Source organism: Novosphingobium sp., from assembly GCF_031424035.1.
Lineage (GTDB): Bacteria > Pseudomonadota > Alphaproteobacteria > Sphingomonadales > Sphingomonadaceae > Novosphingobium.
The window spans coordinates 62,018-77,858 of the sequence record NZ_JANPGP010000027.1 but is presented as its reverse complement, the minus strand read 5'-3'; the positions used below and the strand labels follow the sequence as shown (position 1 = coordinate 77,858).

At 58.6% G+C, this 15,841-nt stretch carries 14 protein-coding genes; 3 read left to right on the top strand and 11 right to left on the bottom strand.

What is annotated here, in order from left to right:
* Positions 1–20 precede the first annotated feature (20 nt).
* The 7 genes from RMO89_RS03655 to RMO89_RS03625 form a co-directional block, all read right to left on the bottom strand.
* Positions 21–2,003: an FAD-dependent oxidoreductase gene (locus RMO89_RS03655; RefSeq protein ID WP_310531279.1), complete on the bottom strand. Its 1,983-nt coding sequence runs from the start codon at positions 2,001–2,003 to the stop codon at positions 21–23.
* Between the two features lie 64 nt (positions 2,004–2,067).
* The gene (locus RMO89_RS03650) at positions 2,068–2,385 is read right to left on the bottom strand and encodes a 2Fe-2S iron-sulfur cluster-binding protein (RefSeq protein ID WP_310531278.1); all 318 of its coding nucleotides are present in this window, start codon (positions 2,383–2,385) and stop codon (positions 2,068–2,070) included.
* A 14-nt stretch (positions 2,386–2,399) separates the two neighbouring features.
* Complete coding sequence (locus RMO89_RS03645; protein ID WP_310531415.1) at positions 2,400–3,167, bottom strand: SDR family NAD(P)-dependent oxidoreductase; 768 nt, start codon at positions 3,165–3,167, stop codon at positions 2,400–2,402.
* Positions 3,168–3,179: 12 nt separating this feature from the next.
* Positions 3,180–4,442 (bottom strand): cytochrome P450, encoded by a 1,263-nt coding sequence (locus RMO89_RS03640; protein ID WP_310531277.1) that lies wholly within the window; start codon positions 4,440–4,442, stop codon positions 3,180–3,182.
* Positions 4,443–4,452: 10 nt separating this feature from the next.
* Positions 4,453–5,829, bottom strand: coding sequence for an aromatic ring-hydroxylating dioxygenase subunit alpha (locus tag RMO89_RS03635; RefSeq protein ID WP_310531276.1), 1,377 nt, complete (start codon positions 5,827–5,829; stop codon positions 4,453–4,455).
* Positions 5,830–5,846: 17 nt separating this feature from the next.
* Positions 5,847–6,401 (bottom strand): carboxymuconolactone decarboxylase family protein, encoded by a 555-nt coding sequence (locus RMO89_RS03630; RefSeq protein ID WP_310531275.1) that lies wholly within the window; start codon positions 6,399–6,401, stop codon positions 5,847–5,849.
* Between the two features lie 27 nt (positions 6,402–6,428).
* A complete protein-coding gene (locus RMO89_RS03625) occupies positions 6,429–7,181 on the bottom strand; it encodes an SDR family NAD(P)-dependent oxidoreductase (protein WP_310531274.1) in 753 nt (250 codons plus the stop codon).
* A gap of 136 nt (positions 7,182–7,317) precedes the next feature.
* On the opposite strand from RMO89_RS03625, the gene RMO89_RS03620 reads away from it, so the two are divergent.
* A complete protein-coding gene (locus RMO89_RS03620; RefSeq protein WP_310531273.1) occupies positions 7,318–8,016 on the top strand; it encodes a TetR family transcriptional regulator in 699 nt (232 codons plus the stop codon).
* A 57-nt stretch (positions 8,017–8,073) separates the two neighbouring features.
* On the opposite strand, the gene RMO89_RS03615 is transcribed toward RMO89_RS03620, so the two are convergent.
* A complete protein-coding gene (locus RMO89_RS03615) occupies positions 8,074–10,461 on the bottom strand; it encodes a TonB-dependent receptor (RefSeq protein WP_310531272.1) in 2,388 nt (795 codons plus the stop codon).
* A 187-nt stretch (positions 10,462–10,648) separates the two neighbouring features.
* Between RMO89_RS03615 and RMO89_RS03610 the strand changes: the two genes are divergently transcribed.
* Complete coding sequence (locus RMO89_RS03610; RefSeq protein WP_310531271.1) at positions 10,649–11,644, top strand: SDR family oxidoreductase; 996 nt, start codon at positions 10,649–10,651, stop codon at positions 11,642–11,644.
* A gap of 20 nt (positions 11,645–11,664) precedes the next feature.
* Complete coding sequence (locus RMO89_RS03605) at positions 11,665–12,393, top strand: ThuA domain-containing protein (RefSeq protein WP_310531270.1); 729 nt, start codon at positions 11,665–11,667, stop codon at positions 12,391–12,393.
* Between the two features lie 3 nt (positions 12,394–12,396).
* Here RMO89_RS03605 and RMO89_RS03600 read toward each other — a convergent pair whose 3' ends face one another.
* Genes RMO89_RS03600 through RMO89_RS03590 form a run of 3 tightly spaced genes read right to left on the bottom strand, consistent with a single transcriptional unit; the run spans position 12,397 to position 15,834 of the window.
* Positions 12,397–13,728 (bottom strand): MFS transporter, encoded by a 1,332-nt coding sequence (locus RMO89_RS03600; RefSeq protein ID WP_310531269.1) that lies wholly within the window; start codon positions 13,726–13,728, stop codon positions 12,397–12,399.
* The gene (locus tag RMO89_RS03595) at positions 13,721–14,830 is read right to left on the bottom strand and encodes an acetoin dehydrogenase dihydrolipoyllysine-residue acetyltransferase subunit (protein ID WP_310531267.1); all 1,110 of its coding nucleotides are present in this window, start codon (positions 14,828–14,830) and stop codon (positions 13,721–13,723) included. Before RMO89_RS03595 ends, RMO89_RS03600 begins: the two co-directional genes overlap by 8 nt.
* Positions 14,827–15,834 (bottom strand): alpha-ketoacid dehydrogenase subunit beta, encoded by a 1,008-nt coding sequence (locus RMO89_RS03590; protein WP_310531266.1) that lies wholly within the window; start codon positions 15,832–15,834, stop codon positions 14,827–14,829. Before RMO89_RS03590 ends, RMO89_RS03595 begins: the two co-directional genes overlap by 4 nt.
* Positions 15,835–15,841 lie beyond the last annotated feature (7 nt).

The following is a 15,841-nucleotide window of genomic DNA, read 5'->3' as shown; positions in this document are numbered from 1 at the left end:
TCTCCCGCTTTGTCGTCTTGTTACGCAACGCGCCGCGCTGCCAGATGCCCTTCGCGGATCGCATGGCCCAGATACCGGGGCGAATTGGCATCGCCCACGATCTCGGCGCTGATGCCGCGTTCGCGCAGTGAATTGTAAAGATCCCGGTTCGGGTGATTGACCGAAACCATAACGATCAAATCCGCCGCAATTTCCTCTGCGCCATCCCAGTCGGCAGGCATGAAGACCGGCCCGATGACAACGCCCTGCGGCGTGACCCGTATGGCCCGGCTGCGCGTCCGATAGGAAAAGTGCCCACTCGCAGTCAGGCGCTGGAGAGCAGGCTCGGCCATCAATGCCGGCTCCATCAGATATCCCGCCGCCGTGTGGCGTGCGACGAGCGTTACCGCGACACCTTGGGAAACCAGATATTCTGCTGCGGCCAGACCTTCGAAATGACCGGCATCATCCACCACGACAGCTGTCTTCGCGGCAACTGCCCCGGGTTGCAGAAACAGGTCATTGCTGGACAGGACGCGGCGATCATCAATGCCCTGCAAAGGTTCGCCAGGGTTGCTGATCGCCATACCATCGACGCGCGGCAGGGAGCCGGTGGCAATGATCACCTGATCGGGCGCTTCTGCCGCTATATCGTCTTCGTCGACAAATGTGTTCATCCGCACATCGACCCCAAGGCGGAAGATTTCCTCTTCCAGCCAGATGGTGACGTCGGCGATCCCGCCCCGGTTTGGCGCCTTCGCCGCCAGCCAGACCGCTCCGCCAAGTTTGCGGTCGGCCTCGAAAAGGGTCACGTTGTGTCCGCGCAAAGCGGCCACGCGCGCGGCCTCCATCCCGGCGGGGCCACCGCCGATGACAAGCACCTTGCGCGGCTCGGCAACTGGCTTGATCGCGCATTCAGCCAGTTGATCCTCAAAGCCGACGGCAGGGTTGACTGCGCAACCCATTAGCCCGGTTGATTTGAGCCCGCCGACACAGCCCTGGTTGCAGCCGATGCAGGGACGAACCTGCTCCGGATGTCCGGCCAGCGATTTGCGCACCAGTTCGGGATCGGCAATTGTGGCGCGGGTCATCGCGATCATGTCGGCATCGCCGCTGCGGATGACCTGGTCTGCCTCTTCCAGCGTTCGGAAGCGACCGATGACGATGGTTGGCGAGGCAACATGGCGCGAGATCTGCGTGGACAGCGGCAATTCGTAACCGGCCGGTTCATGCATTCCGCCAATCATCTTGGGATAGGTCTGCTTGTTGCCCATCGAGATATCGACAAAATCAACGAGGCCTCGCTGTTCGAGCATCTGGACGAGCCGCAAATAATCATGCGCGGTCACGCCGCCGGGCGTTGCGTCATCGCCAACCCGGATACCGACTACGAAGGACCTAGATACCGATGCGCGGATCGCTGCCATCACCTCCAGGGTGAACCGGGCGCGGTTTTCAAAACTGCCGCCGTAATCGTCGTCGCGGCGATTGGCGTTCAGCGACAGGAACTGTGCTGGCAAATAGCCATGGGCGCCATGAATCTCGAGGCCATCTGCCCCCCATTCCTCGCAGAGTCGCGCGGCATTGGCATAGGCTTCGACAATCTCGTCGATCATCGCCTTGTTCATGGCAATCGGCGCAACGCCGAACTGCAGCGCCGGAACATCGGATGCCGACCATGGAGGGCTGCCATCGAGGGGCAAGGCATTGTGCCCGGCATGCCAAAGCTGCTGCATCAGGCGCATGCCGTGTGGCTTCACGGTATCGACCAGACGCCGGTAACCATCGCCAAATCCTGGCAACCAAATGTTCAGCGTTCCCGGCGTGCTTGGATGCACAGAGAGGATTTCGACGAAAGTCAGGCCAACGCCGCCCTTTGCCCGGGCAACATGGTAGGCGATCAGGTCATCCGAAACCTGCCCAGTCCCCCGATCGAGTCCAGTTGCGTGGGCCGAGCGCACAACCCGGTTGCGAATTTCCAGGCCGTTCAAGCAGATCGGCGTATTGACGTGCGTGAGCGCCATCAATTTCTCCCTAAGGACCCTGCAGGACTGGAAACGATCGCCTGCATTGCCCGTTTGCTTGTTCTCAATCCGCTGGCGGAAGCTCAACGCGCGCGCCATCCTGCAAGAACTCGGACAGGACCTGGCAAGAAAGCCTTGAGGTTGATCGGCGATGTTCAGCGCTATCCAGAAGCTCGTTTTCGTCTTCTGAAACAGACGGGGCGCCCTTCAATGAGGCCGGGTCGATATAGACATGGCAGGTAGCACATGAGCAGCAGCCGCCGCAGATTGCTGGGAAATTCTCAACCCCGCCGTCACGGATGATCTCCATGATGCTGACACCGGCTTCAGTGGAGAAGACCTGCTCTAGGCCATCGTGCGCAACTACCGTAAATGTGGTCATAGTTTCCTCAAATCTCATGTGATCGAAAGACCGCCATCGACGTAGATCGATTGACCGGTGACATAGGCCGACGCGTCTGAGGCAAGAAAAATCAGCGTCCCGGCCAGATCCTCTGCCTCGCCCCAGCGGCCTATGGGCACACGCTCAAGCAGGCGGGCATAGGCATCGGCCTGGGTCACTTCCATGGCCTCGCGATTGAGGTCGGTCTTGATCGCCGAAGGGGCCAGGCAGTTGACGGTAATACCGTGCGGGCCCAGTTCGACAGCCAAGGCCCGCCCAAGATGCTCAAGCCCGGCCTTCGAAGCGCAATAGGAAGACCGATTGGCCACCGCGCGGTTGGCGATCAGCGAGCTGATGCTGACGATCCGGCCATAACCGGCGGCAATCATCGGTACCGCAAACGCGCGCGTTACGCGCTGGATACCGGTCAGGTTGGTTGCAATAACGCGGTCCCAATCGGCATCGCTGGTCTCCATGAAGGCACCATGCGTGACGATGCCGGCATTGTTGACCAGTATATCTACACGACCAAACGCGCTGAGAACCTGCTGCGCTGCCAAGTCGACAGAGGCACTATCAGTCACTTCTGCAACAAAGGACACGGCCTGGCATCCGCTCGCAGCGATCACATCTGCAGCCACCGTTTGAAGAGCGCCTTCGTCCCTGCCGAGCAAGGCGACCGAGGCACCGGCTTCGGCCAGGACACTGGCCGCAAAAGCGCCCAGCCCACGGCTACCTCCAGTCACAACGGCAACCTTGCCGGCTAACGAAAAGCGATCCATCGCACCCATGAATCAGGTGCCAGGAACCGGATCGAATCCCAGATGCAACGCCTTGAGCACCCGCAGATATGCGCTGGGGATGTGGGTGAAGTCATTCTTGCCCGGCGAAAAACGCAGGTTAGGCAAGCGGCCCAACAGGTGACACAGCGAAACTGCCATTTCCTCACGCGCCAGCATATTGCCGATGCAGACATGTGCGCCCCAGCCAAAGGCCAGATGCGGCGTCAACTTGGCATCCTCCATGCGCAGGCGCTCAGGACATTCGAAGACCTTGGGATCGCGATTGCCCGCCGCGCCGCGAATTTGCACGAGCGAACCTTCGGGAATGGCCACACCGCCAATTTCAGCATCGGCCATCGCCCGGCGCAGATTGCCCTGCACCGGCGTTTCAAGACGCAAGACCTCCTCGACGAACCGGCGCCGGGTGTTTTCATCCGTCGTGACACCTTCGATAAGCTCAGGATTGGACAGCAGCATCCAGACAGCCGAGGTGATCCCGCTGGTCGTGCTTTCGCTGCCGGCAACGATCAGCTGCTGAACCGTCGAGATGAGCTCTTCGTGATTGAGCGGCCGCTCGCCTTCGATCCGCGCGTTTAGCAGATCGTCGAGCATGTCATTTTCCGCCGGTCCTGCCGCGCGGCGGCGTTCGATCAGATCCGAAAAATAGGTCTGGAAATTGAGCAATTGGCGCGACGATTCGATGATTTGCTCATCCGTACCCATCAGGCCGCGCAGACCGACCACGGCATCCGCCCATGCCTTGACCTGCAAAAAGTCGCCACGCGGCACGCCCAATTGGTCAGAGATGAAGAACGTCGGCAATTTGACGGAGTACTGGGACACCAGTTCGACCGAACCGTCCTTGATGAACGTATCGATAAGGTCGTCCGCGATCCGTTCGATCACCGGGCGCATTCGCGATACGCGGGGGCCGGAGAAAGCCATTTGGACCAGACTGCGATAACGGCGGTGGGCTGGCGGGTCGGAAGTAACCAGGAGAGGCACTTGCGGAATGCCAGAGTTCAGGAGGTCCATCGCTTCCTGCGGCATCCCTCCGGGGCGCAGGTTCCACTGGTTCAGCTGAGCCTTTTCGTTTGAGAACGTCGCGGTATCAAGGGCCACCTTCTGGATCAGCGCATAATCGGAAACGATAAACGCATTGATGCCTGGATCGAAATATACTGGCGAGTTTTCATGCATCCATTTGTAAAAATCGAACGGGCATTCATTAATGCCTTTGTCCGCAAAAGAACGAACAGCTTGATCAGTCATCATCCCATCCACTTCATTTGTTTATGTAAGCATCAATTGTTTGATGATATTTCCGAATTCGGATCTCTTGATAGTTTCCGAGCGTCACGGACTTCTTTCCGCTCGCCTTGAGCCCTGCAAGCACAAGATGCGCATTGCTGACGTCCTGATCGAAGACCCAGCCCAGCTTCCCCAGCTCCTTGGCCTCGGTCCAGCTCTGGTCGATCGACAAGCTGGTGACCGGGGCAGGCGCTGGCTTTGGCTGGCGGGGGTCGCAATTCGACAGAAAAATCACCTCCATCACGTGGCTTTCGTGATCGTCACCATTGGGCCTGAAGCGGTAGACGATCGGTGCACCGAAAGCGGTCCAGACAACCGTATTGGGGAAGATGTGGTAATGGATCGTATCGACCATTTCGGCATCAGTGAGATGCTCGGTCTCGATGCCGATTTCCCGCAGCGAATCCCTGCGAACCTGCGCGAGGATGGCGCGGGTTGTCTGCCCCTCCGGCACGACGATACGATCCTGGCCGTTGGACTTGTCGGTGATCGCAGTGACGATATCCATTATTTCCTGCTGCGAATACCGCCCTTCGACATGGGGACTGCTCACGCTGTGGAGTGAATGCATCCGGGTCAGATGGGGGTTTTCGTCCCAGGTGTTGTACTGCGCATTGGCATCAGAAATGTAGGGCAGGCCTTCGGGATGGGTTGCGAGCAGGTGATAGGATTCGATGAACTGCTCCAGACCGATCTTCCAATTGCCCGGGACTATCTTCCGGACGTGCGCCGACTTGTAGCGGGCGGACAGCGGATAGCGTTCAAAAGCTGCGTCCAGACCATCAAGATAGTCTTCCAGCGACGGTGCGTCATGATCCATGGTAATGAAAACCATGCCATGGCGGCTGGCCACTTTCGCCTCGGGCATGTTCTTGCCCGCGTCGCCCAGATGAGCGAAATCCCATTCGCAGGGAATTCCAGTCACCCGTCCTGAAATGCCATGGACCCAGCCGTGGAACGGGCAGCGGAAATTCGCCGCATTGCCCTGACCGCTGGCCAACTGGGTCGCTCGGTGCAGGCAGCTGTTATACAGCGCCTTGATCGAGCCGTCGGCCTGTCTGACCACGATGAAGTTCTGGTTGCCGATCTCGTAGGTCAGGTAATCCCCGGTGTTTGGGATATCGTCCTCGAAACAAGCGACCTGCCAGACCTTGTTCCACATGCCCGCAAATTCGCGATCATGGAATTCGCGGCTGATCCAGCGCTCGACAGGCAGATCCAGCGAGCCGAGGTAGCGATAGGGATTGTCGCGGAGATAGGCCGGGACTTCGCGTTGCTCGAGGTCAAGATAGTCCTGGACGCTGCGGGTCGGGGCGCGGGCCTTTCCACGCTCTGCGGTTTCGCCAGTCATGAGAAATCCTCCGGCTATCAGATCTGTTCGGTCGGTATCGGTTCGAACCCGTCTTCGAGTTCAATGCGGAACGATTGCATGAACATCGCGACCATCATGAACTCGCCGACGAGGTAGATCAGGTCGATGAAATGGGCCGCGGAATAGGTTTGGGCGAGCACGCTCCAGACCGGATCGGCGATCTCGCCCGATGCGCACAGATCATCGACCGCGCTGATCAAGGCGGCCTCGTGCGCTGACCAGTCCGCAGCCTTGATCGGAAAGGCCAGCGCTCTGGCATCGCCCACCGTCATCAGGCCTTCAGCAACCGTGAAACGGTAATGTGCACCCCATTCGTATTGGCACTGGCGATTTGCCGCGAGACGCAGAATCGCGATCTCGCGCTCACGCTGTGACAGCAGGTTGTCGAAAAGGATGTGGTTCCCGAAACCGATCCACTCCCGCAAGGTTTGCGGATTGTGAGCCATGGTCTTGTGGAATTTCATAGCCGGCTGCCAGCGCTCCAGCGCTGTGTGAACTTCTTGCGCCCAGTCTTTCGGCTCAAGCGGTGGAAAGCGAGGCGTCTTGGTCATCTACCTGGTCCTTCTTCTCGTCGGACGTTAGAAATCGACGGCGCGTGTGCGCCCGCCATCGACAGTCAAGGTAATGCCAGAGATGTAGCTGGCGGCGTCGCTCGCCAGGAAAACCACTGAATTGGCAACGTCCGCCGGTGCACCAAAGCGGCCGAGCGGTATGGAGGCCTCGATCTTGTCGAAGAACTCGCCATTGGCCGACTTGATGTTTTCCCAGGCCCCGCCATCGAAATAGGTCGGCCCGGGAGCGACCGTGTTCACGCGGATCCCGTTCTTGCCCTCAATGTCCGAAAGGTGTTTGGCATAATTCATCATGCCCGCCTTGAACGCCGCATAGGCATTGGCGCCGTTCCATACTTCGAATGCGGCGGTCGTGCTGATCATGATGATTGAGCCGCCCCCGGCCTCGCGCATGTGTGGCAGCACGGCCTCGCAACCACGCACCGTGCCCATGACATCGGCAGCAAAGGCCGCTTCCCATTTATCGGGGCCGTTGCCGACGCTGACATTCGCGATGAAAATGTCGATTCCACCAAGATCGGCGATTGCCGACTGCATCCAGTCGGTCAGTGATTTTTCAGAGGAGACATCGGCCGAGCCGCCGATGATCTTGCCGCCCATGCCGGAGAGTTCAGCGACTGCCGTATCGACTGCGCACTGATCACGAGCGCAAATGGCGACATCGACGCCTTCGACCAGAAGGTGTTCCGCAATGGCCCGTCCGATCCCGCGCGATGCCCCGGTCACGATGGCCCGCTTGCCCTTCAAGTTCAATTCCATGGCCTGTCCCAGTCCCTACTGTTATGCTCTGATGCTAAGCTTCAGAAAATGATTATGCAATCAGTTTTTTACAGTGATGTATAATGATTGTCATGTGGTAGTTTTGATGGATGAGGCAACCAATGTTTGGGCTTAAATGACTGATATTAGATCAAATTGGTCGAAAAGAACGCAAGACAGGGTGCAAAAGCGAAATGGCCCTACAGCCATCGCTGCAGGTGAATCTCGCAAGAGCGGCGTGACTCGGGAGCGAATTCTAGAGGCGGCTATCGCCTGTCTTGTCGAGGAAGGTTTCCATCAGCTAAGCGTTGCCAAGGTGGCCGCTCGCGCTGACCTGACACGCGCGGCAACGGTCTATCATTTCGCCGGCCGCGACGAGCTGCTGAAAGCCGTCGCCACCTATCTTCTAGACAAGCGCGCACGCCTTTATTGGGAGGCGGTGCGCAATGTGCCGGAAGGCCCTTCCCAGATCAGCCAGTTCATCGACATCTATTGGGACCAGGTGGAAAGTGATCTGTTTTGCGCCTTTGTCGAACTTCTGATGGCGGCGCGAACGGACAAGGCACTGGGCAAGATGCTGATGCCTTTGCTCGATCAATACGAACTGGACCGCGCACACTACAGCCGCATGGTCTTCACCCATGAAATGCGAGAAAATGCCGGCGAAGCGTTCGAAACCATCCGCGACGTCGCCCGCTTCCTGATTGAAGGCATGGGCTTTGCCGCAATGACAAGCCGGATCCAGCCGGGCCGCATCGCTCAAGTGAAGTGTTTCATGACCGAGCAGATGGAAAAAGCCTATCATCGCTCGCGCGAAGATTCAGGTTCCGCCTGAACGCAAAAATACCCGACACCACTGGGATGCCGGGCATTTCCGCTATTTTACCTGTGCTTAGAAGTGGCGCGTAACCTGCAGGCTCACTTCGCGCGGACGACCAATGTTGCCATTGACCATACCGCGCTGACCAAGCGGCTTGTCATTGCCGACCACGCCGTAGATCTTGTTGCCAACATTCTTGCCGATCAGCGCGAAATCCCAGTCATCGCTGAACAGGCGCATGCTGAGATCAACCAGCGTGAAGGCCTTTTGCCAGGCGAACGGGCTGTTGTTGGTGGCAATGTAATAACCCGAAGTGGTGCGGACTTCGCCATTCAGACCAAATTTCCAGGTATCCGAAATCGGCTTTTCATAAGAGATGCCAGCCTGCGTCGTCCAATCGGGCGCGCGCGACAAGCGCTGGCCGGTCAGGCTCTGCACCCTGGCGACGCAGCCTTCGGCCACAGTCTGGCCGACAAAACATTGCGAACCTGGGAAGCTCTTGTAGCGAGCGCTGTTGTAGGCTGCCGACGTCCTCAGCGTGAGTTCGTCGGTAATCTTCAGGCTCATGGTGGCTTCAACCCCCTTAACGCGAGCAGAGCCCGCATTCTGGGTGAAGTAGGACGAAGTCGAGCCGTCGTAGGCAGTCAACTGCAGGCCTTCATAGAGGTAGGAGTAGGCGCCAAATTCAGCAGTCAGGCGCCGGTCAAGCGCTTGCAGCTTCACGCCAGCTTCAAACCCGTGCACCTCTTCCTGCCCAAAGCGCTGGTTCACCAGATTGGCATTGCCCGGGTAGCGCGTGGGTGAGGAGAAGCCGCCCGATTTAAAGCCGGTCTTGTAAGCCGCAAAGATCATAACGCCATCTTGCGGCTTCCACGACAGGGTTACGTCCGGCGAGACATTCTCTTCAGTGAATTCGCCAATCAGACGGGTTCCGACAGGCAGGAACACGAAACTGGCGGGCATGTTCGCATTGAGGAACACGTTGCCCATGTTGCCGGTCTTGCGTTCATGCGTGTAGCGCGCGCCGCCCGACAGTTCGACCTGCGGGGTCAACTTCCAGATCAACTGGCCGAATGCCGAAACGGTCTTTCCGGTGAACGAGCTGTCCGATGCCGTCGATTCAGTGCGTCCAGTCGAAGGATCAATGCCGAAATAGCCGATCGTGCCTACCTGGGTATAAGTGCGCTTGTCATCGCCGTAGTAAACGCCGGCCGTAAAGTTCAGCGGCGATTCAAAGTCCGACTGCAGGCGGAACTCCTGCGCGATCGAGCGCTGTCCATCATCGTTCTTGCCGCTGGCCATGGCCATCGAGGTGTAGTCAAACGCACCCCAGCCCCGTTCCTGGTACTTGTAGTATCCAGTCACCGACGTCAGCTTGATTGCGTCGGTCAGTGCCAAATTCATCGTCAACGAGCCAAGGTAGGAATTGACGTTAACATAAGGCACGCCGCCATTCGAAGCGGCATAGCGCGATGCGATCGCCGCTGGCACGGTGCCGACGGAAGACGTCGCCGTAACGCCGCACACGCCATAAGGATCGGTAATATGGCGGAATGTGGGATCGCCGAAATCCTGGGTTGTCGGCTTGGTGAAGGTACCGCAATTGAACATCACCGTGCCCTGAGCGTACCCGTCATCCTTGTGGTTGGTGTACAGGAATTTCAGGGTTGCATCGAAGTTCGAGCCCGGATCGTAAACGGCCGTGAAGCGCAGCGCCGTCTCACGTGTACCCGGCAGTTCGCGCACGGGCGCGCCCGGAAGCGTCAATCCTGCCTGGACCAAGCGATAGGGCAAGTAAGTCGGGTCAGTAATGGGGCCGGATACGTTGGTAATGAAACCACCGCGCATGTCGCTATGCCGCGCCGCAATACGCACTCGCAACGCATCACTCAACGGGATCGAGATAGCACCTTCAATTGCATATTCCTGTGCTTCGAATTCATAGCCAGCGCGGACATAGCCCTCAAGGCTTGAACCCGGGTTCGCCGAATTCAGCGTGATCACACCGGCCGGCGAATTCTTGCCGAAGAAGAGCGCTTGCGGGCCCTTGAGGACTTCCACGGTCCTCAGGTCAAACAGTGCCTGCGTAACAACACGGCCACGGCTGATCGGCATGCCATCGATGTTGACGGTCACTTCCTGTTCGATGGCAGCGTCCACAGCGGACGAGCCGACACCGCGAATGTTCAGAATTGCGCCATTGCCAAAGCCGACGCGATCAATTTTCACCTGGGGCACCTGGCCGGCCAGCGCAGAAAGATCAGCGGTCGAATAACGATCCAGTGCTTCGGGACCCATGGCGGTCACGGACGCCGGTACGTCAAGTGCGCGCTCGTCGCGGCGTCGTGCTGTAACAATGATGCTGCCATCGGTCGTATCGGCTTCATTCGCGGCAGCTTGATCATTGTTGTCCGCAGCCAGCGTGGGTGCTGCCGGCAGCAGCACCGCAGCGGCAACCATCAGGCCAAGGACAGATCCGGAGCCCAGAAACGTTGAAGACCGACTTCCGTTCCGAACGACAGCTTTCTGATGTTGACGTAGATTCATCCCACTCTCCTCTGATCAATTTTTTGATTTATGATCCATCAGTCATAGTTTATTGCATCAAGCCACGTCAAGCGTCATTGTGGGATTGATACTGCGGCATATGGAGCTCGGGATTTGCGCCTCGCTTGGAACAAAATCTTCTTTATTATATATCTTTTTCAATAATTTAAATCCTTCCATGCAAGTCACTTTGCGGCAGCCCTGCAAGGGTCAATGGAAAAAAATGAATTTCGATTCATGGGTCATCAATCAGTTCTGGCGTGCGGTAGTTCAGAATCAGGAAGCAAACCTGCCATCGCAATTGTATGGCAATCGATGTGGGAGAACGAATGACATGGGCAGGCTTGAAAGCAAGATCGCAATCGTCACAGGCGGAGCCGAAGGGCTGGGAAGATCAATCGTTGAACGCTTCGTTGCTGAAGGTGCGCACGTCGTCTTTACGGATATCAATGTCGATGCAGGCCAGGCTACAGCGAGGGACATTGGCGATGCGGCCGTTTTCATAAGTCATGATGTCCGGCTTGAAGCTGACTGGCAAAATGTCATTGCAATGACTTGCCAGCGGTTCGGCCATTTCGACACGCTCATCAACAATGCCGCAATCAGTGTGAAGGGCGATATCGAGCACGCCGATTTGGGCCATTGGCAGCAAATGTTGCAGACCAATTGCGACAGTGTGTTCCTGGGATGCAACCTGTCACTTCCCATCCTGAAGGAGCAGCAGGCGAGTTCGATTGTCAATATCAGTTCGGCCCTGGCAGGAATGGCGCACGTCGAAATGCCGGCCTATTCTGCCGCAAAAGCCGGCATGGAGCAGATGACGCGGTCCATGGCCCTGTACTGCGCGCGCAATGGCTATCCGATCCGTTGCAACATTGTGCGTCCCGGCTCGATCATGACGCCGATGCAGAAAAGGGTTCTTGCTGCGCGAGGCGGCAATGCGGCCGACCAGATGGCGAAAACTATTGCAGCCCATCCTTTGGGCCGTATTGCCGAACCGGAAGAGGTGGCCAATGCAGTGCTGTTTCTTGCTTCCAATGAGGCCAGTTTCATCACCGGCGCAACGCTGGCGGTAGATGGAGGGTTGGGGCTTTGAAAAACACAAAAGCGTGCAAGGTGCACCTGATCGCAGCGGGCCGGTTCCACGACATCGACTATGCCCGGCTGCAATTGCTGCAACTGCTGGCAGAAACCGCTCATGTTCGCACCACTACAGCGAGCGGCTTTGATGATCTGGCCTCACTTTCCAGCGCCGACCTGCTGATTACCTATACCTGCGACATTGTTCCCAATGAAGCTGAAACCGAAGCCATGCGCGCCTTTCTGGAACGTGGCGGGCGTTGGCTGGCTCTGCATGGCAGCAATGCCGTACTCGAATTTCTGGGCGACGGGCGGATCGGTGCGAAACCGGGGGCGGACAGCTATATGGACCTGATCGGCAGCCGCTTCCTGGCGCACCCGCCAATCGGTGCGTTCACTGTGGAGGTCACCGAACCGGACCATCCGCTAACCCGGGGCATCGCTCCGTTTGAAGTGATCGACGAGCTTTACCTGTTTGAACATCGATCGGAATTTCAGACCCTGCTGCACACGCGTTTTACCGGCAGCTGCGCACCCTTTGCTCACGCCGATTGGGACACCGATACCGCACCGGTCATGTACCACCGGGCGGTTGGCACAGGCGGCATCGTCTACCTTTCGCTGGGTCATTGCCGCGGACACTACGATCCTTCGCCTGACGGCGCATTCTTCATCCATCCCACACTGGGAGCCTGGGCCTATCCGGTGTTTCGGGAACTGCTCCGCCGGTCAATCACTTGGGGCATCGCTGACAAAATGGACTGACTCTCAGCCTTGCGAAAGCTCTGCGCGGAAGCGACGGTAAGGGCCAGCCGCCCACAGCAGCAGGCCGATCGCCAGCGGGGCAGCTATCGCATTGAGGGTCGCGAGCGAATAGCGGACATCCGACGGCTCGGTAAACACGTGATCGGTGAATAATCCCACCAGGATCGGACCTAGGCCCAGCCCGACCAGATTGATGATTGTCAGATAGACCGCCGAAGTTTGCCCGCGCATCTGGTTTGGTGTCACCAACTGAATCGCCGCACCGGCAAGCGGATAGGGAATGGTCCCGAAAAACAGCGCCACGGCCATCATGGCCAGCGCAATATACGGATCGGGCATCAGCGGTCCGAGCGTGCCAAAGATCGCGAAGCCGATGAAGCCGTAAGCTGACAGGCGAAGCGGCGCATCCAGAACACCGCGTGCAGTCATGCGGTCACAGAACCAGCCGCCAAAATAGACGCCGCCCATGCCGAAGACCATGTAGATTGCCCCGTACCACAGGCCAATCTGCGCCGGGCTCCAACCGAACACGCGGATGAACATTGCCGGAGTCCATGTAACGCCGGCATAGCCGGGCAAAGTGACCATCGCAAAACCGGCAAACATCGGCAGCAGAAAACGTCTGCGTCCCCACAGCGCCTTGCACACCTGCCCAAGGGGAATCGCCTTGGCCGCGCCCACCACACCTCGCCGCGCTGGCTCTTTCAGCAAGAAGTGCAAAGGGATGAGCAGGAGCAGGCCGGGTGCGCCGACGATCATGAATGCAACTTGCCAGGGCTTGTGATCGCCAAGGCCCCACCAATCCAATCCGCCCGGGGCAGACAACCAGCCGATGACGGCACCACCCAGAACGAATGCCAGCCCCATGCCCAGATAGGCGCTTGTCGTGAATGCGCCCAATGCCCGGCCAAGCTTGGTTGGCGGGAAATAGTCGCTCAGCATCGAATAGGCGGCCGGGGTCAGGCTCGCCTCGCCAATTCCGACGCCCGTGCGCGCCAGAAAGATCTGCCAGTAGTGGCGCGACAGTCCCGAGGCGATGGAGAACAGGCTGAATATGCCCAGCCCCGCCATGATGATCCGGCGGCGGCTGTAAGAGTCGGCCAAGCGGCCAACCGGAAAGGCAAAGAGGGTATAGAACAATCCGAAGGCCAGTCCCTGCAGCATGGCAAAGCCGGTGTCAGACAAACCGAAGTCCGCCTTCATTGGTTCTACCAACAGGCCGATGACCACACGATCAAGGTAAGACGCGACGCCCGCAAGAGACAGCAGGAAAACGGCGATCCATCCCAGCCGTGCGCTGGGCCATGGCGCCGTTTCACCCGAGGGCTCAGTCATGCGCGCGCACAAAGGCTGAAATCGCGGCGTTGACGGCGTCGGCCGCTTCGAGCTGCGGCATATGACCTGCTCCGGTGATCAACACCGCACCCGAAGGCCGGGCGGCTTCGTCCGGCGTCGCAACGACCTGATCGCTATCGCCGTAAATGGCCAGAACTGGCACAGCTGCGGCCTGCCTTCGAGCTTCTGCCTCTGCGACGCTTGCCGCCGAAAGGGCATTCACCAGCAGACCGCGAAGGGCAGCGTCGACACCGTCGATCCGCTTGTAGGCCAGAAGATCATCGAGCATTTCGCGCGAAACCAGTTCAGCGTTGGTAAACAGCAGTTCAACCACGCCCTTCAGTTCCTTGCGCTTTTCCGCATCGGTAAAGCCTTCAACATAGGCCGAATTCAAGGTGCCGCCAAAACCGACGCCGCAAATCCCGGTTATCGAATGCACGCGTTCGGGCTCCACCGCAGCGAGCGCAAGGGCTACGCCTGCGCCCATCGAGTGGCCCACGACATGTGCCTTCTCGAGGCCTTGCAGTCCCATCCAGGCAGCAATGCTTTGGGCCAGTTCATCGAGCGATGCATCGCCCAATTGCTTGTACGATTCGCCATGCCCGGGCAGGTCAACCGCATAGACATCGCGGCCTTCGGCAAGTGCAGCCTGGTTCATCATCCAGTTCAGATAATCGCCGCCAAATCCATGCAGCAGTACGACTGGTGTGGCATCGCCGCCGGCCACTTTCAGATACCGGATATTGCCGCCTGGAACAGCCGCCACTTCTGGCACAGGGCCAGAAACCTGATCGACGGCTTCGGTGGCAAACCGATCCTGATATTCCGCAACAAAGGCGTCAATCACGGCATCGTCCTCATCGCCATCGGCAATGACTGCGAGCAGGGCACCGACCGGATTCAGATCACCCTCTTGCGCCACGATTCGGCGCAGCACACCGGCAGCCGGAGCCTCGAACACATTGGCGATCTTCGAGCTCTCGATCTCGGCAATCTCATCGCCCTGAGCTACGATAGCCCCTTCTTTGACCAGCCATGTGGAGAGCGTGCCCTCTTCCATGGCCAGACCCCACTTCGGGACTGCAACGGGATAGAGTGTCATTTCCGGGCAACTTTCCTGATGGCTTCGGCGATGCGATCAACGGAAGGCATGTACATGTCTTCAAGCGTCGGCGAAAACGGGGGTGGAGTGTGCGGGCAAGTCACCGTGATAATCGGCGCCTTGAGGTCTCCGAAACCGTGCTCGGCCACCTGCGCAGCTATGTCGGCCGCCAGCGAACAGCGCGGCGGACTTTCGTCAACAACAACCAGCCTGCCAGTCTTTTCGACACTTTCGAGAATGGAATCGAGATCGAGTGGGCTGGTCGTGCGCGGATCGATAACCTCCACCGAAAGACCGTCCTTGCGCAGCAGGTCGGCCGCCTGATTGGCACGGTCGACCATCAGCGAAAGCGCCACGACAGTCACATCCTTGCCCTCTCGGGTAATCGCGGCTTCGCCGAACGGGATGGTATAGGCTTCATCAGGCACTTCGCCGACCATATCGTACATGGCCTTGTGCTCAAGGAAGATGACCGGATCGTTGTCCCGAATGGCCTGGATGAGCAGTCCCTTGGCATCATAGGGTGTGCTGGGCATGACAACCTTGAGCCCTGGAACCATCGTGAACATCGGATGCAAGGTTTGGCTATGCTGGCCCGCAGCGCGAAAACCGCCTCCGATCATCGCCCGGATGACCAGCGGCGTGACTGCCTTGCCGCCGAACATATAGCGGAACTTCGCTGCCTGGTTGAAGATCTGATCGAAACACACGCCGAGGAAATCGACGAACATCAGGTCCACCACCGGACGCAGGCCGGACAAGGCCGCACCGGCTGCCATGCCGACAAAGCCGGCCTCGCTGATCGGAGTATCGATCACCCGGCTGCGGCCGAACTGGCCGACCAGACCCTTGGTCACGCCCAGTACGCCACCATAGGCATCATCCTCGCCCTCGCAGCCTGCCCCGCCAGCAACATCCTCGCCCAACAGGATGACGGTTTCGTCACGGGCCATTTCGTGGCGCAGGGCTTCGTTGATTGCCTGCCGCATGGATTTTTGAGACATCGCTCTG

Bases quoted from the DNA above. Each gene is read 5' to 3' on its own strand.
- RMO89_RS03595 (WP_310531267.1), bottom strand. From the start codon at position 14,830: ATGACACTCTATCCCGTTGCAGTCCCGAAGTGGGGTCTGGCCATGGAA.
- RMO89_RS03615 (WP_310531272.1), bottom strand. From the start codon at position 10,461: ATGGTTGCCGCTGCGGTGCTGCTGCCGGCAGCACCCACGCTGGCTGCG.
- RMO89_RS03590 (WP_310531266.1), bottom strand. From the start codon at position 15,834: ATGTCTCAAAAATCCATGCGGCAGGCAATCAACGAAGCCCTGCGCCAC.
- RMO89_RS03620 (WP_310531273.1), top strand. From the start codon at position 7,318: ATGACTGATATTAGATCAAATTGGTCGAAAAGAACGCAAGACAGGGTG.
- RMO89_RS03655 (WP_310531279.1), bottom strand. From the start codon at position 2,003: ATGGCGCTCACGCACGTCAATACGCCGATCTGCTTGAACGGCCTGGAA.
- RMO89_RS03645 (WP_310531415.1), bottom strand. From the start codon at position 3,167: ATGGATCGCTTTTCGTTAGCCGGCAAGGTTGCCGTTGTGACTGGAGGT.
- RMO89_RS03600 (WP_310531269.1), bottom strand. From the start codon at position 13,728: ATGACTGAGCCCTCGGGTGAAACGGCGCCATGGCCCAGCGCACGGCTG.
- RMO89_RS03650 (WP_310531278.1), bottom strand. From the start codon at position 2,385: ATGACCACATTTACGGTAGTTGCGCACGATGGCCTAGAGCAGGTCTTC.
- RMO89_RS03625 (WP_310531274.1), bottom strand. From the start codon at position 7,181: ATGGAATTGAACTTGAAGGGCAAGCGGGCCATCGTGACCGGGGCATCG.
- RMO89_RS03640 (WP_310531277.1), bottom strand. From the start codon at position 4,442: ATGATGACTGATCAAGCTGTTCGTTCTTTTGCGGACAAAGGCATTAAT.
- RMO89_RS03635 (WP_310531276.1), bottom strand. From the start codon at position 5,829: ATGACTGGCGAAACCGCAGAGCGTGGAAAGGCCCGCGCCCCGACCCGC.
- RMO89_RS03630 (WP_310531275.1), bottom strand. From the start codon at position 6,401: ATGACCAAGACGCCTCGCTTTCCACCGCTTGAGCCGAAAGACTGGGCG.
- RMO89_RS03610 (WP_310531271.1), top strand. From the start codon at position 10,649: ATGGAGCTCGGGATTTGCGCCTCGCTTGGAACAAAATCTTCTTTATTA.